The 23,115-nt window shown below is 56.3% G+C and carries 25 protein-coding genes; 12 read left to right on the forward strand and 13 right to left on the reverse strand.

What is annotated here, in order from left to right; translation table 11 throughout:
• Positions 1-9 precede the first annotated feature (9 nt).
• Complete coding sequence (gene hrcA / locus AC2FH6_RS12540; protein WP_496692603.1) at positions 10-1,074, reverse strand: heat-inducible transcriptional repressor HrcA; 1,065 nt, start codon at positions 1,072-1,074, stop codon at positions 10-12.
• 112 nt (positions 1,075-1,186) lie between these two features.
• On the opposite strand from hrcA, the gene rph reads away from it, so the two are divergent.
• Genes rph through AC2FH6_RS12560 form a run of 4 tightly spaced genes read left to right on the forward strand, consistent with a single transcriptional unit; the run spans position 1,187 to position 4,012 of the window.
• Entirely contained in the window at positions 1,187-1,900 is a 714-nt protein-coding gene (gene rph, locus AC2FH6_RS12545; protein ID WP_496702897.1) for a ribonuclease PH, read from the forward strand.
• Positions 1,897-2,511, forward strand: a complete 615-nt coding sequence (gene rdgB / locus AC2FH6_RS12550; RefSeq protein ID WP_496702899.1) for an RdgB/HAM1 family non-canonical purine NTP pyrophosphatase — start codon at positions 1,897-1,899, stop codon at positions 2,509-2,511. Before rph ends, rdgB begins: the two co-directional genes overlap by 4 nt.
• The gene (gene hemW, locus AC2FH6_RS12555; RefSeq protein WP_496702901.1) at positions 2,501-3,655 is read left to right on the forward strand and encodes a radical SAM family heme chaperone HemW; all 1,155 of its coding nucleotides are present in this window, start codon (positions 2,501-2,503) and stop codon (positions 3,653-3,655) included. Before rdgB ends, hemW begins: the two co-directional genes overlap by 11 nt.
• Positions 3,656-3,658: 3 nt before the next feature.
• The gene (locus AC2FH6_RS12560; protein ID WP_496702903.1) at positions 3,659-4,012 is read left to right on the forward strand and encodes a YbaN family protein; all 354 of its coding nucleotides are present in this window, start codon (positions 3,659-3,661) and stop codon (positions 4,010-4,012) included.
• Here AC2FH6_RS12560 and AC2FH6_RS12565 read toward each other — a convergent pair.
• The 7 genes from AC2FH6_RS12565 to AC2FH6_RS12595 form a co-directional block, all read right to left on the reverse strand.
• Entirely contained in the window at positions 4,002-4,898 is an 897-nt protein-coding gene (locus AC2FH6_RS12565; protein ID WP_142637412.1) for a ParB/RepB/Spo0J family partition protein, read from the reverse strand. The genes AC2FH6_RS12560 and AC2FH6_RS12565 overlap by 11 nt on opposite strands.
• Before the next feature lie 19 nt (positions 4,899-4,917).
• A complete protein-coding gene (locus AC2FH6_RS12570) occupies positions 4,918-5,721 on the reverse strand; it encodes a ParA family protein (protein WP_142637414.1) in 804 nt (267 codons plus the stop codon).
• Entirely contained in the window at positions 5,714-6,328 is a 615-nt protein-coding gene (rsmG, locus tag AC2FH6_RS12575; RefSeq protein ID WP_496702905.1) for a 16S rRNA (guanine(527)-N(7))-methyltransferase RsmG, read from the reverse strand. Before rsmG ends, AC2FH6_RS12570 begins: the two co-directional genes overlap by 8 nt.
• Complete coding sequence (gene mnmG / locus AC2FH6_RS12580; protein WP_496702907.1) at positions 6,325-8,193, reverse strand: tRNA uridine-5-carboxymethylaminomethyl(34) synthesis enzyme MnmG; 1,869 nt, start codon at positions 8,191-8,193, stop codon at positions 6,325-6,327. The genes rsmG and mnmG overlap by 4 nt, the downstream gene beginning before the upstream one ends.
• A 12-nt stretch (positions 8,194-8,205) precedes the next feature.
• A complete protein-coding gene (mnmE, locus tag AC2FH6_RS12585) occupies positions 8,206-9,492 on the reverse strand; it encodes a tRNA uridine-5-carboxymethylaminomethyl(34) synthesis GTPase MnmE (protein ID WP_496698689.1) in 1,287 nt (428 codons plus the stop codon).
• A 31-nt stretch (positions 9,493-9,523) separates the two neighbouring features.
• Positions 9,524-10,795, reverse strand: a complete 1,272-nt coding sequence (rho, locus tag AC2FH6_RS12590) for a transcription termination factor Rho (protein ID WP_142637421.1) — start codon at positions 10,793-10,795, stop codon at positions 9,524-9,526.
• Positions 10,796-10,919: 124 nt separating this feature from the next.
• Positions 10,920-11,369: a CopD family protein gene (locus tag AC2FH6_RS12595; protein ID WP_496702909.1), complete on the reverse strand. Its 450-nt coding sequence runs from the start codon at positions 11,367-11,369 to the stop codon at positions 10,920-10,922.
• A 404-nt stretch (positions 11,370-11,773) separates the two neighbouring features.
• Between AC2FH6_RS12595 and AC2FH6_RS12600 the strand changes: the two genes are divergently transcribed.
• Genes AC2FH6_RS12600 through dnaQ form a run of 4 tightly spaced genes read left to right on the forward strand, consistent with a single transcriptional unit; the run spans position 11,774 to position 14,508 of the window.
• Entirely contained in the window at positions 11,774-12,373 is a 600-nt protein-coding gene (locus AC2FH6_RS12600) for a Maf family protein (protein ID WP_142637605.1), read from the forward strand.
• A complete protein-coding gene (locus tag AC2FH6_RS12605) occupies positions 12,370-13,203 on the forward strand; it encodes a shikimate dehydrogenase (protein ID WP_496702911.1) in 834 nt (277 codons plus the stop codon). Before AC2FH6_RS12600 ends, AC2FH6_RS12605 begins: the two co-directional genes overlap by 4 nt.
• Positions 13,200-13,793 (forward strand): dephospho-CoA kinase, encoded by a 594-nt coding sequence (coaE, locus tag AC2FH6_RS12610; protein WP_496692596.1) that lies wholly within the window; start codon positions 13,200-13,202, stop codon positions 13,791-13,793. Before AC2FH6_RS12605 ends, coaE begins: the two co-directional genes overlap by 4 nt.
• Positions 13,786-14,508 carry a DNA polymerase III subunit epsilon gene (gene dnaQ / locus AC2FH6_RS12615; protein ID WP_496702913.1) on the forward strand — a complete coding sequence of 241 codons (723 nt, stop codon included), beginning with the start codon at positions 13,786-13,788 and terminating at the stop codon, positions 14,506-14,508. Before coaE ends, dnaQ begins: the two co-directional genes overlap by 8 nt.
• A gap of 27 nt (positions 14,509-14,535) precedes the next feature.
• On the opposite strand, the gene secB is transcribed toward dnaQ, so the two are convergent.
• Both secB and AC2FH6_RS12625 read right to left on the reverse strand, forming a co-directional pair.
• Positions 14,536-15,033, reverse strand: coding sequence for a protein-export chaperone SecB (secB, locus tag AC2FH6_RS12620; RefSeq protein ID WP_142637430.1), 498 nt, complete (start codon positions 15,031-15,033; stop codon positions 14,536-14,538).
• A 54-nt stretch (positions 15,034-15,087) separates the two neighbouring features.
• Positions 15,088-15,588 (reverse strand): FxsA family protein, encoded by a 501-nt coding sequence (locus AC2FH6_RS12625; RefSeq protein ID WP_496702915.1) that lies wholly within the window; start codon positions 15,586-15,588, stop codon positions 15,088-15,090.
• Between the two features lie 108 nt (positions 15,589-15,696).
• Between AC2FH6_RS12625 and AC2FH6_RS12630 the strand changes: the two genes are divergently transcribed.
• Genes AC2FH6_RS12630 through AC2FH6_RS12640 form a run of 3 tightly spaced genes read left to right on the forward strand, consistent with a single transcriptional unit; the run spans position 15,697 to position 17,974 of the window.
• Complete coding sequence (locus AC2FH6_RS12630; protein WP_142637434.1) at positions 15,697-16,356, forward strand: Tim44/TimA family putative adaptor protein; 660 nt, start codon at positions 15,697-15,699, stop codon at positions 16,354-16,356.
• Entirely contained in the window at positions 16,353-17,387 is a 1,035-nt protein-coding gene (gene mltA, locus AC2FH6_RS12635; RefSeq protein WP_496702917.1) for a murein transglycosylase A, read from the forward strand. Before AC2FH6_RS12630 ends, mltA begins: the two co-directional genes overlap by 4 nt.
• Positions 17,387-17,974 (forward strand): Smr/MutS family protein, encoded by a 588-nt coding sequence (locus tag AC2FH6_RS12640; protein ID WP_496702919.1) that lies wholly within the window; start codon positions 17,387-17,389, stop codon positions 17,972-17,974. Before mltA ends, AC2FH6_RS12640 begins: the two co-directional genes overlap by 1 nt.
• Here AC2FH6_RS12640 and AC2FH6_RS12645 read toward each other — a convergent pair.
• The 3 genes from AC2FH6_RS12645 to hslU all read right to left on the reverse strand — a co-directional run bounded on the left by AC2FH6_RS12645 (position 17,971) and on the right by hslU (position 21,687).
• A complete protein-coding gene (locus AC2FH6_RS12645; RefSeq protein ID WP_271950632.1) occupies positions 17,971-19,188 on the reverse strand; it encodes an MFS transporter in 1,218 nt (405 codons plus the stop codon). The genes AC2FH6_RS12640 and AC2FH6_RS12645 overlap by 4 nt on opposite strands.
• Entirely contained in the window at positions 19,188-20,282 is a 1,095-nt protein-coding gene (locus AC2FH6_RS12650) for an alpha/beta hydrolase (protein WP_496702921.1), read from the reverse strand. Before AC2FH6_RS12650 ends, AC2FH6_RS12645 begins: the two co-directional genes overlap by 1 nt.
• A 97-nt stretch (positions 20,283-20,379) precedes the next feature.
• Complete coding sequence (hslU, locus tag AC2FH6_RS12655) at positions 20,380-21,687, reverse strand: ATP-dependent protease ATPase subunit HslU (protein ID WP_142637444.1); 1,308 nt, start codon at positions 21,685-21,687, stop codon at positions 20,380-20,382.
• 180 nt (positions 21,688-21,867) lie between these two features.
• Between hslU and AC2FH6_RS12660 the strand changes: the two genes are divergently transcribed.
• Entirely contained in the window at positions 21,868-23,109 is a 1,242-nt protein-coding gene (locus tag AC2FH6_RS12660) for an MFS transporter (protein ID WP_496702923.1), read from the forward strand.
• The last annotated feature ends 6 nt before the right edge of the window (positions 23,110-23,115 follow it).

A 23,115-nucleotide genomic window follows, 5' to 3' on the forward strand; every position in this document is an offset into this window, starting at 1 on the left:
TCTTACCCTCTAGCTCCGGTCGGATATCAGTTTGCCGACCAGTTGCGCCGTATAATCCACGATCGGCACGATCCGTCCATAATTCAGACGTGTGGGCCCGATGACCCCAACCGCACCGATTATCTTACGATCAGCGTTCATATATGGAGACACCACCAAAGAGGAACCCGAAAGTGAGAAAAGTTTGTTCTCAGACCCGATAAAAATGCGCACACCTTCGCCTTCTTCGGTCAATTCCAGAAATTCGGCGATGTCGCGCTTGCGTTCGAGGTCGTCAAACAGGGTGCGAATGCGCTCCAACTCATCTGCTTCGCCACGTTCACCCAGCAGATTCGCCCGCCCTCGGACGATCAAACGAGCCGAGTCGCCATCATCCCCGTCCCATGCGGCCATGCCGCTGTCGACCATTTCACGGGCCAGCACGTCAATTTCCTGTTTCCGCAAATCGATCTGGGTCAGCATCTGACGGCGAACCTCGCTGATGGTGCGGCCTTCGATCAGCGCGTTCAGAAAATTCGCCGCTTCCCGCATCGAGCTGGGCGTTTGCCCGGGTGGCGGCTTGAACAGCCGGTTTTCCACCTGACCGTCGGAAAAGACCAAAACCACCAGGGCCCTGTCATGCCCAAGCGACACAAATTCGATATGTTTGATTTCCGCTTCGTGTTTCGGCGTCAAAACCAGCGAGGCCCCTTGTGTCACGTGTGACAAGGCCGCGCCGACACGATCCAGCATCCCGCCGACATCCCCCGAGTTAGCGCCCAGTGTGTCGTCCAGCTTCTGCCGGTCATCCGCGCCCAGATCACCGACCTCCAGCAATCCGTCCACGAACATCCGTAACCCGTGTTGCGTCGGAATCCGCCCCGCACTGACATGAGGGCTGTCGAGCAGGCCCAGAAACTCAAGATCCTGCATCACATTGCGAACCGTCGCCGCACTGACTTTTTCCGACAAAGTGCGCGTCAGGGTACGGCTGCCGACAGGCTCACCGCTATCCAGATAGCTTTCGACGATCAGGCGAAACACCTCGCGCGACCGGTCATTCATCTCGTTCAGAATTTTGCTTGCGTCACTCATCGGCAATCCTCTGCTGGATGGCCATTAAATAGCAGGTAGGCGAAAGGTCAATCAGGGTTGCATCCTGACGCTGCGGGGCGGTATCCCCAAACCAGCAAACAAAGGAATTCCCATGCGACCCTCAGGACGTGATCTAAACGAAATGCGCGCCGTTTCAATCGAAACGGGATTTACCAAACATGCCGAAGGTTCCTGCCTGATTAAGATGGGCGATACCCATGTGTTGTGCACTGCCACGATCGAAGATCGCGTGCCACCGTTCATCAAGGGTTCGGGCCTGGGCTGGGTTACCGCTGAATACGGCATGCTGCCCCGTGCGACCAATACACGGATGCGGCGCGAGGCTGCCAGCGGTAAGCAGGGTGGTCGTACCGTGGAAATCCAGCGTTTGATCGGCCGAGCCCTGCGTGCAGGTGTCGATCGGGTTGCCTTGGGTGAACGCCAGATCACCGTCGACTGCGATGTGATCCAGGCCGATGGTGGCACCCGATGTGCCTCGATCACAGGCGGTTGGGTTGCGCTGCGTCTTGCGGTCAACAGGCTGATGAAAACGGGTGACGTGATCTCGGACCCGCTGGTTGACCCGGTTGCGGCCGTGTCCTGCGGTATTTACGCCGGTCAACCGGTGCTGGATCTGGATTACCCCGAAGACAGCGAAGCCGGCGTGGACGGCAACTTTATCATGACCGGGTCCGGCAAATTGATCGAAGTTCAAATGAGCGCCGAAGGCTCGGTCTTTAGCCGCGTTCAGATGGATCAACTAATGGATCTGGCTGAACAGGGCGTTAGTGAACTGGCTGCTGCGCAAAAGGCCGCCACCGCATGACCCGCAAGTTCGACGGCGACAGGTTGCTGGTGGCCACGCATAACAAAGGCAAGCTTGAGGAGATGGCACATCTGCTTGAACCCTTTGGCGTCAGTGTTATCGGCGCCGCGGACATGGACCTGCCTGAACCGGAAGAGACCGAGGATACATTCGTCGGCAATGCCCGGATCAAGGCCCATGCCGCGGCCAACGCGACCGGCCTGCCTGCGCTGTCGGACGATTCCGGGATCACCGTCGACGCGCTGAATGGCGCGCCGGGCGTCTATACCGCCGATTGGGCAGAAACCGGCAATGGTCGCGATTTCCTGATGGCGATGACCCGCGCGCATGAAGAGCTGGAGGCCAAGAACGCCCCGCACCCCCGCACCGCGCAATTCCGATGCACTCTGGTGCTGGCCTGGCCCGACGGGCATGACGAGGTGTTCGAAGGCATCGCCCCCGGCCATCTGGTCTGGCCCATTCGCGGTGCGGACGGCTTTGGTTATGATCCAATGTTTGTGCCCGAGGGTCATGACATTACCTTTGCCGAGATGGATCGCTGGGAAAAGAACAAGATCAGCCATCGCGGTCGCGCGGTTGAGATGTTCGTGAAAGGCTGCTTTGGCGGATGATTGGCGCAATGGGGGCTTTGGCCTGTATGTGCATTGGCCCTTTTGCGAGGCCAAATGCCCCTATTGCGATTTCAACAGCCATGTTTCAAGAAATATTGATCAAAAGCAATGGCTTGATGCATATCTGGTCGAGCTGCGCCGTAGTGCTTCCGAAACCCCCAACCGTGTCCTGAACACCATCTTCTTTGGCGGCGGCACCCCGTCTCTGATGGATCCCGAAACCGTCGCCGCAGTGATTGATACCGCCCGCGCCCTTTGGCACCCCGCCAATGACATGGAAATCACACTTGAAGCCAATCCCGGCTCGGTCGAGGCGGGACGGTTCGCTGCCTACCGAGAAGCAGGCGTCAACCGTATCTCGATGGGGGTACAGGCGCTGAATGATGACGATTTGCGCCGGTTGGGCCGCATTCACAGCGTGGCCGAAGCGCGGGCTGCTTATGACATAGCCCGTCATTGTTTTGAACGGGTCAGCTTTGACCTGATCTATGCGCGGCAACATCAAACCCTTGATGCCTGGCGCGCAGAGTTGACCGAAGCCCTGTCGATGGCGGTCGATCACCTGTCGCTGTACCAACTGACCATTGAAGACGGAACCGCCTTTGGTGATCGCTATGCCGTGGGCAAGCTACGCGGCCTACCCTTGGATGATAGCGCCGCCGATATGTATCTGGCCACGCAAGAAATCTGCGAGGCTCATGGTCTGCCCGCCTATGAGGTATCGAACCACGCCCGCCCCGGCGCGGAATCACAGCACAATCTGATCTATTGGCGCTATGGTGACTATGTCGGCATTGGCCCCGGCGCCCATGGGCGGATCACCCAGAATGGCCAGAAATACGCGACTGAAACCTATCTGAATCCGCAGCGGTGGTTGGATGCGGCTTCCTGTGGTAGCGGAGAGAAAGAACGCGCCGCATTGTCGCGTGAAGATCAGGCAAGTGAATACCTTATGATGGGTCTTAGAGTTTCCGACGGGCTAGATATAGATAGATATATGGGAATATCAGGCCACCCCTTACCACAAGACCCATTGGGCCATCTTCAGGATATCGGCATGGTTCAAATGCTGGATGGTAGACTGATGGCCACAACCGACGGGCGGGCCGTCTTGAACGCGGTGATCCGCGAACTTTTGGGATAGACCATGCAATATCTGTGGGCAGGGCTTGGATTGTTATGCGTCGGGCTGGCCGCTGTTGGGGTGGTGCTTCCCCTACTACCAACGGTTCCATTTCTGCTACTCGCCGCCTTCTTCTTTGCCCGCTCGTCTTCACGGCTGCATAGCTGGCTGATAACGCACCGACTGTTTGGCCCAATGATCGTCGATTGGCAGAGTTCAGGCGCGATTCGTCCGGCCGCAAAAAAGGCGGCCACCCTGTCGATCGCCGCTGTATTTGGATTATCGGTCATGATGTCTGCGCCGTCTCATGTCCTGATCATCCAGGCGATTGTACTAGGCGGCGTGATGTTCTTTATCTGGACCCGCCCTAGCGGCTGAGCTTGGAACAAAGATCATCCAGTTGATCCAGGTTCTCATAGGTCAGGACCACCTGCCCCGTTTCCGAGCCCGCTTTGTGATTGATCGCCACTTTCATCGCCAGAATCGCGGAAAGATCCTTTTCCAGCGCCCGGGTATCCGCATCTTTACCCGCATTCAGATCCCGAGACCTTGGTGCCGGTCGGGCCGCATCCCCCTGCTGTTGCTTCTTCACCAGCGCTTCCGTTGCCCGCACCGACAGCCCGTCTTTGACAATTTGCTTTGCAAGATCCGAGGCATTCTCGGCCGTGATCAGCGTCCGTGCATGGCCAGCCGATAATTTTCCTTCTATTACAAGGGTTTGTACATCCATTGGCAGGGACAACAGGCGCAGCAAATTGGCAATATGACTGCGGCTTTTGCCCAATGCTTCAGCCAGCTTTTCTTGCGTATGACCAAAGCGGTCCATCAGCTGCTTATAGCCGGCCGCCTCTTCCACCGCATTCAAATCCGCGCGCTGAATGTTTTCGATAATGGCGACTTCCAGAACCTCAGTGTCATCAAAATCGCGAACGATAACGGGGATATCATGCAACTGCGCCATTTGCGCCGCGCGCCAGCGGCGTTCACCCGCGACGATTTCATAATCGCCTTCGGCAATCTCGCGGACGATCAGCGGCTGAATGATCCCCTTCTCTTTGACCGAAGCGGCAAGCTCATCCAGATGCTCCCGGGCAAAGGTGCGGCGCGGCTGATTTGGGTTTGCGTGAAGCTTTTCGATTGGAATCGTCAGGTCCGGCCGCCGTGAATCAGTTGGCACGCGTCCCTGGGGCTCTTGTGTGACATCTGCCATCAACGCCGAAAGCCCGCGACCCAACCCTCTTGGTTTTGATTTTCTGGCTGTCACAGGGTCCTCCTAGTACCGCTCAGACTGCGGTTTTATTGTTCTTATGCATGACTTCCCGGGCCAAATGCCGATAGGCCATCGCGCCCAGAGACCCCGAGTCATATTGCAAAACCGGCAACGCGTATGACGGAGCCTCACTGACCCGCACATTTCTGGGTATTTTGGTTTTAAATACCATCTCGCCCAGATTGTCACGTGCGTCTTTTTCGACCTGACGGGACAAGTTGTTGCGGTTGTCATACATAGTCAGCACAACACCTTCGATTCTGAGGTCTGGATTCGCAGTCTGTCGCACCTCGCGAATGGTCAGCATGAGCTGGGACAAACCCTCTAATGCGAAGAACTCACTTTGCAATGGCACCAGTACGGAATGCGCTGCGACCATCGCGTTTACCGTCAGAAGATTCAGCGATGGCGGACAGTCAATCAGTACGAAATCCAGATCGTACTTATCAATAGCAGTCTGGCGTAACGCATCATGCAGTAAATAGCTGCGTTTTTCGTTCGAAATCAGTTCGATATCGGCGGAACTGAGGTCTACCGTAGCGGGGACAACGAGAATGCCTTCAATCTCCGAGTCCTGAACGACCGCATCCAAAGGCGCATCATCCAGAATCAGGTCATAAGTTGTCCAATCTCGATCCTCGACACCTAAACCGGTTGAAGCATTCCCCTGTGGATCCAGATCAACCACTAAAACCCTGCATCCAGCCTCGGCCAGGCCTGCTGCCAAGTTTATGGCTGTTGTCGTCTTCCCAACCCCGCCCTTCTGGTTGGCTACCGCTATGATCCGGGGGCCTGAGGGACGAGATAGATCAACCACGTGATACTCCTTTGACCTTGAGGATGACGGCTTGGGGTTCTGTTAAACTTGTAATCGGATCACAGGAGAAATTCCATTCTTCCTGCGCATCCTGTACCTCTTTTTTCCAGCTTACACCTTTCGGCAACAAAGCGACGCCAGGATCGCCTAAATGTCTGTCACAAAAAGACAATAACACCCCGAGATCTGCCAAGGCGCGGGCAGACAAAACATCTGCATTCAGGGGGTCCACCGCTTCAATGCGTTTCGCCACCACTTTACAGTTTGCGCCACATTCCCGGGATACATTGCGTAAAAACGCAGATTTTCGCTGATCGCTTTCAACAAAGGTGAATTTTGCGTCTGGCGCTTCTTCGATCGCCATAATTGCACAGACCATACCGGGAAACCCACCACCACTTCCAATATCAACCCAATGCGAAAAGTTCTCGGCACATCGAAAAACCTGAACGGAATCCAAAATGTGCCGTGTCCAGATTTCGGACAAGCTTTTGCGCGATACGAGGTTGATTTTCGGGTTCCAGCGCTCGACAAGGGCAACATATGTTGCCAGTCGATCATATGTTTCACGTGAAACATTCAGACCGTCAAACAGCTCTTCCTTCATGCTTTGCGCACCCTCTGATCGCGGCGAAGCTTGGCCAACACCAGAGTCAGCGCAGCCGGCGTCACACCCTCTATCCGGCTTGCCTGCGCTACATTCTCAGGACGGGCGTTGGACAACTTCTGCTTCATCTCTGACGACAGCCCATCCAATGCGAAGAAGTCAAAATCACGCGGAATCTCATAGGCTTCATCGCGTTTCATCGCTTCGACATCACGTCTTTGCCGCTCGATATAATTCGCATACAGCGCATCGCGTTCCACTTGCTGCCGAATGCCTGAATCAACGTCCTGCAACTCAGGAATCAAGGGAACAAGGTCCTCAAAGTTCACATCAGGAAAGGCCAAAATCGCCATACCATCGCGGCGATTGCCATCCTGATTGACCTCGATACCAGCTTCTCGCACTTCTTTCGGAGTATAGGAATGATCTGTGAGCTTCTTTTTCGCAGCCTCCAACTTCTCCATCTTTTCAGAGAAGTGCTTGCGGCGTGTCTCGCTTACGCAACCTAGGCGTAGGCCAATAGGCGTCAGTCGTTGGTCGGCATTATCGGCGCGCAAAGACAATCTAAACTCTGCCCGTGAGGTAAACATCCGATAAGGTTCCGCCACTCCGCGAGTGGTCAGGTCATCGACCATGACACCAATATAACTGTCGGAACGCGTGAAATGGATTGGATCCCGACCCAAGACCTGAAGGGCAGCATTGAGGCCAGCCACCATTCCCTGAGCTGCAGCTTCCTCATATCCTGTGGTACCGTTAATCTGACCCGCAAGATATAGTCCTGGCGCCTCAGGCAACGACAGTGATGATGTAAGAACGCGAGGATCTACGTAGTCATATTCGATGGCGTAGCCAGGTTGGAGGATCTCTGCCTTTTCCAGCCCCATAATGGATCTGACATAATCGACCTGAACATCCTGTGGCAGTGAGGTAGAAATTCCATTCGGATAGATTGTGTGATCATTCACACCTTCTGGCTCGAGGAAAATCTGATGAGATTCCTTATCCGCAAACCGCACAATCTTATCTTCGATCGAAGGGCAATATCTGGGGCCTATACCGTCAATATGCCCCCCATACATCGCCGATCTGGAAAGGTTCTTTTCAATGATCTCATGTGTTCTGGCATTGGTATGTGTAATCCCGCAAGAGATCTGCGGCGCCACCACCCCCATCGAAAGGAATGAGAACAGCGTAGGTTCATCATCACCGTCCTGACGTTCGAGACCTGACCAATCAATCGTCCGACCATCCAGCCGGGGCGGTGTCCCCGTTTTCAAGCGTCCTAGCGGCAGGTTAAGGCTATCCAAACGCTCGGCCAGCTTTACCGAGGGACGGTCCCCCATACGGCCGCCAGGGCGCGATACGTCACCAATGTGAATAACGCCTCGCAAAAATGTCCCAGACGTCAGGATCACAGCGCCGGCCCGTATTTCAGACTCATCCGCCAATCGAATTCCGGTAACAGCAGGTCCATTCACCAGGAAATCTGTCACCTCGCCGACTACGACGCTGAGGTTCGGCTGTGCCGTGGTTTCTCGCTGCATCGCAGCTCGGTACAAAGCCCGGTCTGCCTGCGTTCTGGGCCCCTGAACTGCGGGACCTTTACGGCGATTCAGCAAACGAAACTGAATTCCCGCCTGGTCTGCGACGCGCCCCATCACCCCGTCCAGCGCGTCAATTTCGCGAACAAGATGCCCTTTGCCGAGGCCCCCAATAGCCGGGTTACAGGACATTACTCCGATATCAGTGGCCGACAGAGTCACAAGGGCGGTAGTCGCACCCATCCGGGCGGCCGCATGGGCCGCCTCTGTTCCGGCGTGGCCCGCTCCAATAACGACGACGTCAAAATCCGAATGTTTCACGTGAAACACTCCTTACTTTCCCAGGCAGAAGCTTGAGAATATTTCATCCAACAAGTCTTCTACACCAATTCTGCCAACCAGAGCTTCCAAAGCGCGGATCGCGGTCCTCAGTTCCTCGGCTGCGATATCATACAGGTCGGGACCTGATTCCAGAACAGCGATTGCAGCACTAAGTGCGTCGCGCGCTGTGATCAGCGCTATACGATGCCTTTCACGCGTGGCGATACCATGGGTAGTAGTACGATCACCCAAAACACGCGATATGTTGGAAATCAACCGATCCACACCCTGCCCGGTTTTCCCTGAGATTCCTTCATCAGAACTGTTTCTCAGATCGGACTTCGGAAGAACCTGAATATCTCCTTCCAACATCTGAACGCCCAGCTCTTTTGGATCATCAGTCAGAAATACGCGCAGGTCGGCGGCCTCGGCGCGCTTTTTGGCCCGCTCAATTCCCAGGCTTTCGACGTGATCGTCGGTTTCCCGCAAGCCCGCTGTATCCAACAAAGTAACGGGAAGTCCCTCAAGGTCCATTCGAACTTCAATCACATCGCGCGTTGTTCCGGCATATTCCGACGTGATCGCTGCATCGCGACCGGCCAGAGCATTCAGCAATGTCGACTTTCCGGCATTTGGCAAGCCAACAATCGCAACCTCGAACCCGGTTCGAATGCGTTCTGCAATACGAACCCCTTCAGCTTCACGTTGTAGATCTGCAATGACATCCGTGATCAACTGGCGCACTTCAGGGGTAACATCGGTTGGCACCTCTTCATCGGCAAAATCAATCACTGCCTCAAGCAGCGATGCGGCGCGGATCAAATCGCGCCGCCAGCGTTCAGCCAAATTCCCAAGCTCTCCGGCCAGAATGATCTGTGCCTGCTTGCGTTGAGCCTCTGTCTCAGCGTCGATCAGATCGGCAAGGCCCTCGACCTGTGTCAAATCCATTTTGCCGTTTTCCAAGGCACGGCGGGTGAATTCCCCGGGATCGGCCAGGCGCAAACCGTCCATGTCCGCAAGGCAGCGCATGACGGCGTTGACCGCCGCTGTACTGCCGTGAATCTGTAGCTCTGCCACGTCTTCGCCAGTAAAGCTGGCCGGGGCCTGGAAGGTCAGAACTACCCCATCATCCAGGCGCGATCCGTCTTTGCCATACAGGCTGCGCACCCGCATCCCGCGGGAGGGCAAAGCAGCACCGGAAAGAGCAGCCGCGGCAGGATGCGCCAAGGGGCCCGAGAGACGGATGACCGCCACCCCTGCCTTGCCTTGTGCGCTGGCCAAGGCGAATATCGTATCCATTCGACCGCCTCGCTTGCGTCCAGGACCTGTGTCAGGTGTTCATCGAATCGAAGAACTCGCCATTTGTCTTGGTCTGTTTCAACTTGGACAACAGGAACTCGATCGCGTCGGTGGTGCCCATCGGGTTGAGGATGCGGCGCAGAACGAAGGTTTTCGCCAAATCGCCTTTGTCGACCAGCAGGTCCTCTTTCCTTGTGCCAGATTTGAGGATGTCGATGGCCGGGAACACACGCTTATCTGCGATCTTACGATCCAGAACGATTTCCGAGTTACCAGTGCCTTTGAATTCTTCGAAGATGACTTCGTCCATCCGGCTGCCGGTATCAATCAGCGCAGTGGCGATGATGGTCAGCGAGCCGCCTTCTTCGATATTCCGTGCCGCACCAAAGAACCGCTTAGGCCGTTGCAGAGCGTTTGCATCTACACCGCCGGTCAGAACCTTACCCGAGGATGGAACCACGGTATTAAATGCCCTACCAAGTCTTGTGATCGAGTCGAGAAGAATAACAACATCTCGTTTATGTTCGACCAAACGCTTGGCTTTTTCGATAACCATCTCAGATACGGCAACGTGGCGGGTGGCGGGTTCATCAAAGGTCGACGACACGACCTCGCCCTTCACCGAACGCTGCATGTCAGTCACCTCTTCCGGCCGCTCGTCGATCAGTAGGACGATCAGATAGCACTCAGGGTGGTTCTTTTCGATCGAGTTCGCAATATTCTGCAGGATCACCGTCTTACCGGTCCGTGGCGGTGCCACAATCAACGACCGCTGACCTTTACCGATCGGCGAAACCAGATCGATGACACGGGCGGACTTGTCCTTGATGGTTGGATCTTCGACTTCCATCTTCAGGCGCTCATCCGGATAAAGCGGTGTCAGGTTGTCGAAAGCAACTTTATGCCTGGCTTTCTCGGGATCTTCGAAATTGATCTTGGTGACCTTGATCAGTGCGAAATACCGTTCGTTCTCGTCCGGCGCCTTGATATCACCTTCGACCGTATCACCGGTGCGCAACGAATGCTGGCGGATCATTTCTGGCGAGACATAGATATCATCAGGACCGGGCAAATAGTTCGCCTCGGGCGAACGCAGGAACCCGAACCCATCTTGCAGAACCTCAAGTACGCCATCGCCGCCCACGGTCCAGCCTTCATCTGCGCGTTCGCGCAGAATCTGGAACATCATCTCGCCTTTTCGCATGGTCGAGGCGTTTTCGATCTCAAGCTCTTCGGCCATCGCCAGAAGGTCTTTGGGGCTTTTGGCTTTCAGATCGGCCAGATTGAGGGATTCATTAGACATGATGATAAGAACCTTGGTCGCATGGATGCGGCTCGGACTGGAATTTCAATACGGAAGATACGCCGCCCGGACGGGCGTGTTACGCGATAAATAAGCACTTACCTACAAAGAGTCAAATAGCTGCTCAGAACTTCAGAACGACCGCCAGAACGATGATAACCATCAAAATAGTGGGCACCTCGTTCATCATGCGATACTGCCGCCCAGTGAGCGTATTTCGGCCCTCTAAAAAGTCCTTTCGACGTACCATCAGCCAGTAGTGGAACCAAGTCATCGCAATCACTGCTGCGCCTTTGACCCAGGGCCAGGCAAAATCCCAGCCGACTATGCCTGGTGTGAATACCATGATCAGGCCGCAGGCCCAGGCCACGTACATCGCCGGGCGCATGATCATCCGCAGCAGCTTTTCTTCCATTTCAAAGAAGATCTCCTGCGCCCCGTCAACGCCTTGGGCTTTTTCTACGTGATAGACGTACAATCTAGGCAGATAGAACAAACCGGCCATCCAAGAGATCACGGCCATGATGTGCAGGGACTTCACCCAGGGATAGATGGTGAAAAGAAGATCAGTCATTCCAGCTCCGGGCGTGGTTTGGATCTCTCCCTATAAAAAAAATAGGAAAAGAGAAAGGATGATGGTTTTGTAGGGAGATTAAATTCCGTGGATTACTTATTTACCCATCTGTTTTCCCCAGGTGGATAGTTTCACCCGAGAACTGGGTGTTTCTGTTGATTTCATAAAAAACTACAATAAAACAATATGTTATGAATGTGTAATGCGTAGACTTCCGGGGATAACTTGATGAATAAGCTGGGATATCCCTCTTGTCCCGATGTTCAAAGTTATCCTTGTCCAGACTGGACAGGGTTCGGGCGACTCATAGAAGTATTTCGCGAAAACACCGGGCTTGCGTGTCAACAGGAAAACCATACAAACCATCCTTGAACGATCAACCATTTGCTCAGGGGGTTTTCCACATTTCTGTCCCCATCATATTGGCCTCGGGGTCATCCATTCGTGCGCAGTTGCTAGAGAATGCGGGCGTGCGGTTTACCGTTCAAACTGCACGCGTGGACGAAGAGACCGCCAAACGGGCTTTGCTGGCCGAAGAGGCATCTCCACGTGATATTGCCGATACTCTGGCAGAGATGAAAGCCCGCAAGGTCAGCGACAAGGTGCCGGGGCCGATGGTTCTGGGATGTGATCAGGTGCTGGATTTCGAAGGTCAGCTTTTGTCCAAACCGCAATCGCCCGAGGATGCGCTGGCGCAGCTCAAAGCGATGCGGGGCAAGCGGCATATGCTGTTATCCGCAGCCGTCATCTATCAGAATGGTGAGCCGATCTGGCGACATGTAGGTCAGGTGCGCCTGCGGATGAGGATGAGTTCGGACGCCTATCTGCGCGATTATGTTGCGCGGAACTGGGACAGCATCCGCCACGCTGTCGGGGCCTATAAGCTTGAGGAAGAAGGCGTGCGGCTGTTCGCAACCATTGACGGTGACTATTTTAACGTTTTGGGTATGCCCCTATTGGAGCTGTTGAATTTTCTGGCGGTCAAAGGGGTGATTGATCAATGAGTGGCAAGCAGATCCCGCTGGCGGGTGTGATCGGGCATCCGATTTCCCATTCGAAATCCCCAATACTGCATGGCCATTGGCTGAAAACTTATGGCCTGGCCGGTCACTATATCCCCATGGATGTCGCACCGGATGATCTTGAGGCTGTTCTACGAACCTTGCCCAAAGCCGGATTTGTCGGGGCCAACATCACAGTGCCCCATAAAGAGGTGGCCTTGGATCTGGCGGATACGGCTTCGGACCGGGCCAGGCAGATCGGGGCTGCTAATACGCTTGTGTTTCAGCCCGACGGTTCGATCCATGCGGATAACACCGATGGGTACGGGTTCATGCAGAACCTGCGCAGCGGCGCCCCAGATTGGATTCCAGCGGATGGCCCCGCGGTTGTCTTTGGTGCCGGAGGCGCCGCACGTGCGGTTCTTCAAGCGTTGGTCGATGCAGGTGTGCCCGAGATTTTCTTGACCAATCGGACGCGCACACGTGCAGATCGCCTGAAGGAAGAGTTTGGTACGACCATAACGGTGGTGGATTGGTTGAAAGCGGGCAACGTGGTTGAAGATGCGGAACTTGTGGTCAACACAAGTTCGCTTGGGATGCACGGCCAGCCCGAGCTGCGGGTGCCTCTGGACGGGTTACAGCCCGGTGCCATAGTCACCGATCTGGTCTATGCGCCACTTAAGACACGCTTGCTGGAAACAGCAGAACAGGCGGGATGCACACCCGTAGATGGCCTTGGTATGTTGTTGCATCAGGCCGTACCTGGATTTGAAAGCTGGTTTGGGGTGCGCCCTGAAGTCACTTCTGATTTGCGTGCTGCGGTACTGGGATGAGCTTTGCACTTGGCCTGACCGGTTCTATAGGCATGGGAAAAAGCACAACTGCCAGCATGTTCGTCGACGAAGGCTGTGCGTTGTGGGACGCAGATGCCGCCGTGCATCGGCTATACGCGCGTGGCGGGACAGCGATCAAGCCGATGCGTAGGGCGTTTCCTGAGGCCATTATCGACGGCGCGGTTAGCCGGGAAGTATTGAAACGGTTCATTTCGGCAGACCCAGCGGCGCTGAAAGCGATTGAGGCCATTGTTCACCCGCTGGTGGCGGCGGATCGAGCGGCGTTCCGGGAACAAGCCACCGCAGATATTCTGGTTTTCGATATTCCCCTGCTATTTGAAACCGATGGAGATGCGGCGATGGATGCAGTCGCCTGTGTCTCGGTCCCGGCTGACGAGCAGAAACGCCGCGTGATGGCGCGCGGTACCATGACCGAGGCGCAGTTCGAGCAGATCAAAGCCAAGCAGATGCCGAATGACGAAAAATGCGCGCGGTCTGATTTTGTGATCGTCACGGACAGTCTGGACCACGCCCGCGCGCAAGTGCAGGATGTGGTCAGACAGATACGGGCAGGGCTGACAGATGCGTGAGATCGTACTCGATACAGAAACCACAGGCTTTGATCCTGAAAGCGGCGACCGGATTGTGGAAATCGGTGCGGTTGAGCTTTGGAATCACGTCGCCACGGGCGAAACCTATCACGTCTATATCAACCCTCAACGGTTCATGCCCGAAGAGGCGTTTGGCGTGCACGGCATTGGCCCCGACCTGCTGGAACCACCCCGCCCGGTGGAAAAAGGTCAGGTCACGCTTAAGGACAAGCCGGTTTTTGCCAAGGTTGGTCAGGGGTTTCGGGATTTTGTCGCTGACTCGAAACTGGTGATCCACAATGCGTCATTCGACATGAAATTCCTGAATGCCGAGCTGGGCTGGATGGGTCTGGCGCCGATCCCGATGGATCAGGCGCTGGATACGCTGGCGATTGCGCGCAAACGGTTTCCGGGATCGCCCGCCTCATTGGATGCGCTGTGCCGGCGGTTCAATATCGACAATTCGAACCGGGTTTTGCACGGGGCCTTGCTCGACTCGGAAATTCTGGCTGAGGTCTATCTTGAGCTGATCGGGGGCCGTCAGCCTGATTTCGGGCTTTCGACCTCTGCGTCGTCTTCCGCTGGCGGAGCAGAAGAGTGGCGGCCATCGCCGCGCAAAGACGCCCTGCCGCCCCGGATCACCCAGGACGAACGCGCGGCACATGAGGAATTTGTGGAAAAACTGGGCGAAAACGCCTTGTGGTCCCGCGCCTGAGGTCAGCCCCGGCGCGGGTAAGGCTGATCAGGCCTGTGTTTTTTGCGTCTCGGCCTGACGGCGCATCAATTCATTCCGGTACAGGCTGACAAAATCGATGTTGTCCAGGTTCACCGGCGGATACCCACCGTCGCGCGTGATGTCGCTGACGATGCGTCGCAGGAACGGGAACAGCATCCGCGGGCATTCGATCATCAGGAACGGATGCAGCTGGTCTTCGGCGACACCTTCCACATGGAACAGGCCGCAATAATCCAGCTCGCACAGGAACAGGATGTCTTCCATGCCCTTGGCTTTGGATTTGAGGTTCAGCTTGATCGACACCTCGTATTGATGCTCAGCCGGGCGCTTTTTGGCGTCCAGATTGACCTGAACCGCGATCTCGGGCTGGACATCGCCAGACACGCCTTTTTGCGCCATCACGTTTTCAAAGGACATATCGCGAATGAATTGTCCCAGAACGCGCATCTGGATCTGGGGTGCGGTCTGGGCCGCGGTGTTTTCTTGGGCGCCGTCTTCGGCCATGGGTCTACTCCGAAACTGAATTTCGCCACTGCTTAGCAAGTTGGGCGAGGCACCTCAATGCTGGTGCGGCCCTTCGACCCATTTCGATGGCTTTGACGGGTTCTGACGGGGGCGAACCTCGGTGTATTCACCGTCGATCACATCGCCCTGGGTCGATGCTTGGGGCTCGGTCCTGAACTGCGTCCAGCCGCCCATCTGAAACTGCGTGATTGTGACCTTCGAGCGGAGATAACGGAATACAGAGACCCGGACGCCAGGGATTAACAGCGCAAATCCAACGGCATCGGTGAAAAACCCCGGTGTCAGCAGCAAGACACCAGACAGCAAGATCATCGCGCCATGGGCCAAAGGTTCGGTCGGGTCGTCAAGCTCTGCAAAGGATCGTTGCAGGTTTTCCAACGCCATGCGACCTTGTGTCCGTACCAAAGCGGTACCCAGAACGGCCGTTAGAACCACGATCGCAAGGGTTGGCCACAGTCCGATTAGCCCACCAACCTGAATGAACAGGCCGATTTCGATGATCGGAACAAGTAAAAAAGCCAGGAACAGGTACATTTGCATTATCCTTTACTGCAGGTCGGGCGGTAGACTTGTCCCGAACTGTCACCTACATAGTGGCAAGAGGCCGTGTATACAAAGTCGCGGTCTGACCAAGAGGATGAAATGAACGAACCAATGATCCAGTTGCTGGTCCTGGCCGGAATTGCCGTTTTCCTGATCCTGCGCCTGAAAAGCGTACTGGGTACACGTGAGGGTTTTGAGAAACCCCCGCTTCAACAACAGTCCGAAGCCAATAAGTCGCGCCGTGATTTTGAGGTGATTGAGGGTGGGCCAGATCACGACATTACCGATCACGTGCCCGAGGACAGCGAACAGGCGCAGACCCTATCCGCTATGAAACGGATCGAGCCGGGCTTTTCGGTGGGTGAATTTGTTCAGGGCTCTCGCGGCGCTTATGAGATGATCGTCATGGGGTTCGAAAAGGGCAATCTGGATGAAATCCAGCCCTTCCTGTCGGAAGAGGTATTTGAAACCTTTGTTTCGGTCGTTGCCGCGCGCGAGGATCAGGGGCTGACCATCGAGGCCGAATTTATCGGTGTGCGCGAAACCACACTGGCAGATGTGAGCTTTGACAAGGATACCAACCAGGCCGAAATCACCATGAAATTTGTTGGTGAGCTGACTTCGGCCGTGCGGGATCGTGGTGGCGATATCATCGAGGGCAACCCAAACACGGTTAAACGTCAAAAGGACAGCTGGACCTTTGCCCGCGTTATGGGCTCGGACGATCCGAACTGGCTGCTTGTTGCCACGGACGCATGATTGCAGCGTTTCGGTCGCTTTTCCTGGTGGCTGTCATGACCACCTCTGCCAGCGCTGAGGTGACACGATCCATACTGTCCTACGATGACCTGAATGGTTGGGCCGCCGATGATCACGGGGTGGCCCTTTCGGTTTTTCTGAACACGTGCGGTGATCTGGATGATCCGGACTGGCAGGCATTGTGCGGCGTGGCACGCACCTATAAGCCCGATGCGGCCCGGTCATTTTTTGAGCTGTTCTTCCGTCCCGTTCTGGTCGAAGACGGGAAGGATGGCCTGTTCACAGGCTATTTTGAACCCGAACTGGACGGGTCCAAAACCAGATCGGAGCGGTATAAATACCCGATCTATAAAATGCCTCCTGAGGCGCGCGGAGCCGAAAAATGGTTATCCCGTCGCGATCTGCTGACCGGTGATGTCATGCAGGGCCGCGGTCTTGAAATCGCCTGGGTGGACGACCCAGTCGAGCTGTTCTTTCTGCAGATTCAGGGCTCAGGCCGTATCCGGTTGCCCGATGGGAGGGCGCTGCGGGTCGGTTATGGGGGCGCCAATGGGCATCCTTATCGTTCGATCGGGTCCGAACTGATCCGGCGCGGTGCCCTAGGTGCGCATCAGGTCAGTGCGCAGATGATCAAATCCTGGGTCCGCAAGAACCCCGAGGCGGGTACCGAATTGCTGTTTCACAACCCGTCTTATGTGTTCTTCCGCGAGGTGAATCGTGTTGCACCCGAATTTGGCCCTCTGGGTGCGATGAACCGTTCGGTCACCACCATGCGCAGCATTGCCGCCGATCCGGCATACACACCGCTGGGTGCTCCAGTCTGGGTCGAAAAGGACGGCAAGGATCCTTTGCGCAGGCTGATGATCGCTCAGGATACCGGGTCCGCAATCAAGGGCGCGCAGCGGGCTGATATTTTCTTTGGAACCGGCGATGCCGCAGGGGCCGCAGCGGGGCGCCTGAAAGATCCGGGTCGCATGGTGGTTCTGCTGCCGATTCAGCGCGCCTATGCTCTTTTACCGGACGAGTTCTGATGTCGCGCCGCAAATTGACCCCTGACGAAATGGATCTGTGGCGCAAGGTGACCAAACAGGCAGATCGCCTGCATCCCGAACTGCCGCAGTCGGTGCACCCCACCTCATTGCCCAAGCCGAAACCGACAAAGGCATTTAAGCCCCGGATCGAGGCGTTTGAAGTCGGGCAGAACGCGGCTGGCAGGGGTGTACGGCATGTGTTGAAACCATCCGTTACCGAAGGGTTACGCGCCAACCCGGTGCAAATGGACAGCAAGGCTTTTGCCCGGATGAAACGTGGCAAGCTCCGGCCCGAGGGCAAGTTGGACCTGCATGGCTTGCGGATGGACACGGCCTATCCGGCGCTGGTGCGCTTTGTGCTGACGGCGCAGGCTTCGGGCAAGCGTCTGGTTCTGGTGGTGACCGGCAAAGGCAAGGACCGGGATGAGCCCGGCCCCATCCCCACTCCGCGCGGCGTCTTGCGCAATCAGGTACCGCAATGGCTGTCACTGCCGCCCTTGGCACAGGCTGTGATGCAGGTGACGCCCGCGCATATCAGCCATGGTGGCGACGGGGCCTATTACGTCTATCTGCGTCGCAGTCGCTAAAGCGTGCGTGCGGCGCGGCTGATGCCAATCCAGGTCAGCAGACAAACCAGCAGGAAGAAGACGCCGATCCACAGGAACTGCGTGTCCAGCGGAACCCCCTGATCAATCAACACGCCGGTCAGTCCGGGGCCAATCGCCGACCCAAGGACCATGACCGCAGTGGCCATGGCCTTGATCGCGCCAATATGACGGGTTCCATAGAATTCCGCCCAGAACGCACTGGGCAAGGTGCTGTTTGCGCCGACGGTAAGCCCCAGAAAGACCAATGCAGCAACCGCACCCCCAATCGAGGTGCTTGCAGCCGCCAACATGAAGCCGATAGCTATTGGCACCTGATAAAAGGGCATCATTCGGGCGGTTCCCCATTTATCCAGTGCCCATCCCGCGACAAACATCGAGATCAGGGAAACACCTGTGTAGACGGGAAACAGCGCCACCAACTCGATATGTTGCCAGCCTTTGACCTCGGCCAGATGGACCTGATGAAAGAAGAAGGCGGTGATAAAGGCAGAAGGACCCAGCAAGGCGGGGGCCATGAACCAGAACAACGGGTTCAGCAAAGCGTCGGTGCGTGTCCAGTGCCGCCCCTGCATACCTGCTGCTGAGTACTCGCTGGCCAGACTTTGCGGTGTGCGCTCTTGCCGAAGCAAGCGCAGCAGAATCGGAATGCCGGCCACACAAATACCTGCCGAGATGATCCAGAGCAGGCGCCAATCCAAAAACACCATCGCAGCGACAAAGATTACCGGCAAAAGCGCTTCGCCAACCGCAAATCCGACCGAGGCGATCGACAAGGCCTTGCCGCGCGTTGTGGTAAACCAACGCGCCATCGCGACCAAGGCAAGATGGGTGCTCATCCCCTGCCCGAACAGGCGCAACAGGAAGATCACCAGCGGTAGCAGGATCAGCCAGCGGTTCAACGCCATCGCTAGCGCCGCCACGGCTAGCCCAGCCAGGACAGCGGGGCCGAGCACACGCACCCGGAAGATATCCGTAAGCCCGCCCGCCCAGATCATGATGATGGCAGATGCGGTCGTACCCAGCGAATAGATCCCACCCCAGGCCCCATGGCTCAACCCGAACGTCGCACGAATTTCGCCGGAAAAGATCGAGATGAAGAACGTTTGCCCAAAACAGGACAGAAAGGTCAGCAGAACTCCGGCGCCAAGCCATGAGGCATTTGCTTTCAGATAATGCCCCAGGTGAAAGGACATTACGGAGAGCTGACCTTGGCCTGCCCGGTCTCGGTCAGCTCAATCTCGGTCGCCCCGGTCGGGTTGCGGACCTCGGCGGGGGCGATCACGTCAATCCCGCGTTGCCTGCCAAAGGTACTGCTGACCCGGCGGGCGGAATTGATAATCGCCAAAAGCGCCGGAGAGGTTGCAGCCACGAAATGAGACGACCCGGCATCGCTGTTGAAGGCGGTCGTATCCAGAATACTGATCTTATATTCGGACAGCGCATCGGCCGAGCTGATATTTCCCAGACGTTCGCTTTTGGCGGTACCGCGCAGGCGTGCGGATATACTCAGCAGCCTGTCTTTGCGTGAGATCATCACAATGAACGGGTCAGGCAGCGTTTTGATGCTGTCCATCTGCGACCGGAACAGATCGACATCCAGATCCGGTGCGATCAGAACAACCCCTTCGATATTCCGATGCGACCAGCCCGGTTCGCGCAGCTCGGCCTGCCGCATCATCTCCATCGTCAGGGCGGTGCCCATGGAATGCGCCACAAGGATAACCCGATCGACCCCCATTGATTTCAGCTGGCGAACAGTTTGTTCCAGACCATCGCGGGCGAACAGCATGCTGTCGATGTCATAGGCATAGCCATAACCCGTTGCCTGGCTTGGCCAGGAATAGACCATGGTTTCACCCGGTATTTCCAGATCATGTTCCAACTGCGCGGCGCGGAACACTGTTTCTGACTGGGTCGTGTTATAGCCGTGGATAAAGATCGAAACCTCGTCCACACCTCTTAGTCGCGAGGCAAGGCCCTGGGGTCCAGCAAGCTCGTCTTCATCAGCCATCACGAACTGATTTTCCGGGTCCGGGTCGGCATAGGAAAAATCCAATGTCCCGGGTGTGTGATTGGGTGGAATCGAGACCGTCATCTCGAGAAACTGCAGCTGATCGCTGCGGCGGTACCCATAGGATCCGTCCGCTTCGCGCGCGCGGGTGGTTGCTGCGTAAATGGTTTTGGGCGTGCCAATCTCCAGTGCCGAGGGCACGGTTTGAGATACGGTCCGGTCGACACATGCGGCTAGCGTTGCCGCAGTCAGGACAAAAATAATATAGCGCAGCACCTGTCGCCCCCTAAGGAATTTGCGCACACGCTACTCTATTCTGATCCCAGGTCCAGCGGGGTCAATGACACGGACCGGCAAAAACCGGCTGGAGATATTACAGAACGTAACGGCTGAGGTCCGTAGACTTTGTCAGCTCACCCAGATTGTCGTCAACGAACTGTGCATTCACGGTGATTTCCAAACCGGCCTGATCGGGGGCTGTGAAAGACAATTCCTCGAATACGCGCTCCATCACGGTGTAAAGCCGACGTGCACCGATATTCTCGACGCTTTGGTTCACATCCGCTGCGATTTTCGCCAGGGCTGCGATGCCGTCCTCGGTAAAGCTGACCGTGACATCCTCGGTGCCCATCAAGGCAGTGTACTGGCGGGTCAGCGCGTTGTCTGTCTCGGTCAGGATGCGGACGAAATCCTCTTCGGTCAGTGCGCGCAGCTCGACACGGATCGGCAGGCGCCCCTGCAGTTCCGGCAACAGGTCGGATGGTTTGGCAATATGAAACGCGCCTGAGGCAATGAAAAGAATGTGGTCGGTTTTGACCGGCCCATGCTTGGTGGAGACGGTTGTGCCTTCGATCAGAGGCAACAGGTCACGCTGCACCCCCTCTCGGCTGACATCACCGCCGCGTGCGTCCGAACGGGCGCAAACCTTGTCGATCTCGTCCAGAAACACGATGCCGTTCTGTTCAACCGATTCCAGCGCCGCGCGGTTTACGGTTTCGTCATCCAACAGTTTGTCGGCCTCTTCTCCGATCAGCATGTCATAGCTTTCGGCGACGGTCAGGCGTTTCTTGACGGTGCGCCCGCCAAAGGCCTTGCCGAAAATATCGCCCAGATTCATCATCCCCATCTGACTGCCGGGTTGGCCAGGGATATCGAACATCGGCATCTGGCTTGAGGTATCCGTCAGTTCCAGCTCGATCACTGTGTCGTCCAGTTCTCCGGATTTGAGCTTTTTGCGGAACATCTCGCGGGTGCCCTCACGTGCGTCTTCCCCGGCAATGGCAGTAATCACCCGGTCTTCGGCGGCCTGATGGGCCTTGGCTTTGACGTCCTCACGCATGAATTCACGGGTCTGCAGGATCGCGGCATCGGCCAGATCACGCACGATCTGTTCCACATCGCGGCCAACATATCCAACCTCGGTGAATTTGGTGGCCTCGACTTTGATGAAGGGTGCGCGGGCCAACTTGGCCAGACGCCGGCTGATCTCAGTCTTGCCAACGCCGGTGGGGCCGATCATCAGGATATTCTTGGGATAAACCTCATCCCGGATGTCATCAGCCAGTTGCTTGCGCCGCCAGCGATTACGCAGCGCCACGGCGACTGCACGCTTGGCATCCTTCTGCCCGATGATAAAGCGATCCAGTTCCGAGACAATCTCGCGCGGGGTCAGGTCGGTCACGGGGGCAGTCCTTTCGGTCGGCATAAGTTGGCTGCGGTCTAGGTAATCACCGCAACGGCGAAAACAACAGCGGCAGCGTTGGTTAGCAATGCCCCACCCGGTTTGCAAATGCTTTCCATAGGTATAGCGCCCGGCCTCTGGTACAGTGATTTCAAAGCGTTGAGAGCCCGGAGCGCGGAAATGACCAAGATTGCCAAGATCACCCTGCTGTTTGTCGTGTTTGTCGACCTGATCGGGCAAGGGTTGGTCTTTCCGATCATCAACTCACTGATCATGGAGACGAAATCGGGGTTCCTGTCTGAAAACACGGCCATGGGCACCCGGCATTTCTACTACGGCTTGGTGATTGGCTGTTTCTTTCTGTCCTGGTTTCTGGGCGTGGTCTATGTCTCTAAGGTTTCAGATTCCATTGGTCGCAAGAACGCGCTGCTAGTGTGTCTGGGAGGGGCATTGATAGGTTATGCGCTGACCATCGCTGCGCTGTATCTCAACAGCCTGTTGCTGTTGATTGTCGGCCGGTCGATCACGGGGTTTACGGCTGGCAACCAGCCGATCGCGCAGGCGGCAATGATTGACGGCAGCACCGATGTCACTGACCGCGACCGCAACATGGGCTATATCGTGACAGGTGTCAGCTTTGGCCTGGTTGGCGGTCCCATTATTGGCGCGGTCCTGTCGGACTCGGCCCTGCTGGGCAGCGCGGCGACGCTGAAAACGCCATTCTACGGCGCCTTTGTTCTGGTGTTGATCGCCATTTTCCTTGTCGCCGCGTATTTCAAGGATACCCGGACCGAGCGTGAGCCCTTTGTCTTTCGCCCCCGCGATATCACCGACAGCCTGATAGCGGTGCGCGAACATCCGATGGTTCTGAAAATCATGCCGGTCTATGGCCTGTTCATGATCGCCAATGTGACCTTCTATGTGTTTGTCGACAACTTCCTGACCAGCGCATTTGGATACGGGGTCATCGGCGGCAGCATGGCCATGGTCGTCATTGGGGTTGCGCTGGCCTTTTCCAGCACCTTCCTGGTCAAACCTGCGCAGGAACGGTTCAGCAAACACCAGATCATCTATGTCTCACTGGTTGTGATGGTGATCAGCGGCCTAGGTTTCGCCTTCAGCCCCAGCGGTGTGCTGAGCTATGTCCCGGTCTTTTTCTTCTATTTCTTCTTTGGCGTCTCATACCCGACACTGCTGGGCCTGTTTTCCTCCAGTGTCAGCGACACCGATCAAGGCTGGGTCATGGGGGTGACCACGGCCGTCTTCTGTCTGGCCGGGGGCGTCATGTCCCTGATCGGCGGCGGGTTGATGAGTATCGACATCCGACTGCCCTACTACATCGTGATCCTGACCGCCCTGTTGGGGCTGGTCGGGATGCATATGCGGTGGAAGGGCAAAGAGATCCGAGAGCTGTTGGCCTGAGACAAC

Source organism: Ruegeria sp. CDSC045, assembly GCF_059610725.1.

What these genes read in the sequence shown, in the direction of transcription:
- rdgB (WP_496702899.1), top strand. Translation starts at nt 1,897, where the DNA reads ATGACCCGCAAGTTCGACGGCGACAGGTTGCTGGTGGCCACGCATAAC.
- rho (WP_142637421.1), bottom strand. Translation starts at nt 10,795, where the DNA reads ATGTCTAATGAATCCCTCAATCTGGCCGATCTGAAAGCCAAAAGCCCC.
- secB (WP_142637430.1), bottom strand. Translation starts at nt 15,033, where the DNA reads ATGGCCGAAGACGGCGCCCAAGAAAACACCGCGGCCCAGACCGCACCC.
- AC2FH6_RS12645 (WP_271950632.1), bottom strand. Translation starts at nt 19,188, where the DNA reads ATGTCCTTTCACCTGGGGCATTATCTGAAAGCAAATGCCTCATGGCTT.
- rph (WP_496702897.1), top strand. Translation starts at nt 1,187, where the DNA reads ATGCGACCCTCAGGACGTGATCTAAACGAAATGCGCGCCGTTTCAATC.
- rsmG (WP_496702905.1), bottom strand. Translation starts at nt 6,328, where the DNA reads ATGAAGGAAGAGCTGTTTGACGGTCTGAATGTTTCACGTGAAACATAT.
- AC2FH6_RS12625 (WP_496702915.1), bottom strand. Translation starts at nt 15,588, where the DNA reads ATGTACCTGTTCCTGGCTTTTTTACTTGTTCCGATCATCGAAATCGGC.
- hrcA (WP_496692603.1), bottom strand. Translation starts at nt 1,074, where the DNA reads ATGAGTGACGCAAGCAAAATTCTGAACGAGATGAATGACCGGTCGCGC.
- coaE (WP_496692596.1), top strand. Translation starts at nt 13,200, where the DNA reads ATGAGCTTTGCACTTGGCCTGACCGGTTCTATAGGCATGGGAAAAAGC.
- AC2FH6_RS12605 (WP_496702911.1), top strand. Translation starts at nt 12,370, where the DNA reads ATGAGTGGCAAGCAGATCCCGCTGGCGGGTGTGATCGGGCATCCGATT.
- mnmE (WP_496698689.1), bottom strand. Translation starts at nt 9,492, where the DNA reads ATGGATACGATATTCGCCTTGGCCAGCGCACAAGGCAAGGCAGGGGTG.
- AC2FH6_RS12660 (WP_496702923.1), top strand. Translation starts at nt 21,868, where the DNA reads ATGACCAAGATTGCCAAGATCACCCTGCTGTTTGTCGTGTTTGTCGAC.
- dnaQ (WP_496702913.1), top strand. Translation starts at nt 13,786, where the DNA reads ATGCGTGAGATCGTACTCGATACAGAAACCACAGGCTTTGATCCTGAA.
- mltA (WP_496702917.1), top strand. Translation starts at nt 16,353, where the DNA reads ATGATTGCAGCGTTTCGGTCGCTTTTCCTGGTGGCTGTCATGACCACC.
- AC2FH6_RS12640 (WP_496702919.1), top strand. Translation starts at nt 17,387, where the DNA reads ATGTCGCGCCGCAAATTGACCCCTGACGAAATGGATCTGTGGCGCAAG.
- AC2FH6_RS12595 (WP_496702909.1), bottom strand. Translation starts at nt 11,369, where the DNA reads ATGACTGATCTTCTTTTCACCATCTATCCCTGGGTGAAGTCCCTGCAC.
- AC2FH6_RS12560 (WP_496702903.1), top strand. Translation starts at nt 3,659, where the DNA reads ATGCAATATCTGTGGGCAGGGCTTGGATTGTTATGCGTCGGGCTGGCC.
- AC2FH6_RS12630 (WP_142637434.1), top strand. Translation starts at nt 15,697, where the DNA reads ATGAACGAACCAATGATCCAGTTGCTGGTCCTGGCCGGAATTGCCGTT.